Origin of the sequence: Nitratireductor sp. B36, assembly GCF_020833685.1 — a bacterium.
Lineage (GTDB): Bacteria > Pseudomonadota > Alphaproteobacteria > Rhizobiales > Rhizobiaceae > Nitratireductor.
Genome location: NZ_JACKZY010000008.1, coordinates 1 through 1,121, shown reverse-complemented (window position 1 = coordinate 1,121; position 1,121 = coordinate 1). Strand labels below are relative to the sequence as shown.

Annotated in this window: 1 protein-coding gene; it reads right to left on the bottom strand. The window is 67.1% G+C overall.

Annotated features, from left to right (window positions below; all coding sequences use genetic code 11):
* The coding region (locus tag H7H48_RS20055; protein WP_229450912.1) for a VCBS domain-containing protein at positions 1 to 1,121 on the bottom strand (1,121 nt) is incomplete at both ends.

The window sequence follows — 1,121 nt, the reverse complement described above, 5'->3', positions numbered from 1 at the left end:
CGGGTGTAGCTGTAGGAGCCGTCCGCGTTCAGCGTCAGCTTGCCATAGGTGCCCTGGATCACCGCGCCGACCGTGGCTGGATTCCCCGATGTCGCATCATCCAGATCCGTACCCGTGTTCCCGGCGGCAACGCCAACGATAGACGCATCGTCCGCACCGACCGTGTCGGCCCCGCCATCGCCCTCCGCATCCGTGATCACATTGCCCGTCGCCGGGCCGAACTGGCCGGCACCGATGCTGTCCGTATCGGCAACCGCAACCGGCGCATCGTCGATGATGGCGATTGCGATCGTGCCAGACTGGCTGTCGCCATCCGCATCCGTCACCGTCACGCCGAACGACACACCGTCCGGATCGGCAAGCGTGTTGTCCGTCAGCGTGTAGCTGTAGCTGATCGAGCCCTGACCCGTCACCGCATTGTAGCTGTAACCCGTCACCACCAGCGTGCCCGTCGCGCCGCTCGACACCGTCTGCGGGAACGGATCGCCAAGGGCGAGCGCCGTGCCGGCAACGCTGACCGACTGGACGCCATCCGGCGCCGTGAACGTCACCGTGCCCGACGTCGCCTCCGACGGGTCGTCATTGTCCGTGCCGTCACCATCCGCGCTCTCGCCCGAACCGGCAGGCTCGCCACCACGCTCGGCAAGGCCCTTCTCATAGACGGTCGTGCCGTCATCGCCCGGCTGCGGCGTCGTCACCGTCACACCGCTGTCGCCGATGTCGATCGTCAGCGTCGTGTGCGTCAGGTCACCGTCGCCGTCCTTCAGCGTGTAGGTGAACACATCCGACACGCCGCCTTTGGTCCCGGCATCGCGGGTGTAGCTGTAGGAGCCGTCCGCGTTCAGCGTCAGCTTGCCATAGGCGCCCTGGATCACCGTGCCGACCGTGCCCGCATTGTCCAGGCCCGCACCCGTGTCGCCAGCGGCAACGCCAACGACAGACGCATCGTCCGCACCGACCGTGTCGGCACCGCCATCGCCCTCCGCATCCGTGATCACATTGCCCGTCGCCGGGCCGAACTGGCCCGCACCGATGCTGTCCGTGTCGGCCATGGCCTCGGGGACGTCATCGACGATCTTCACCGACAGGACATCATTGGCGCTCTGGCCGTCCTGATCGGT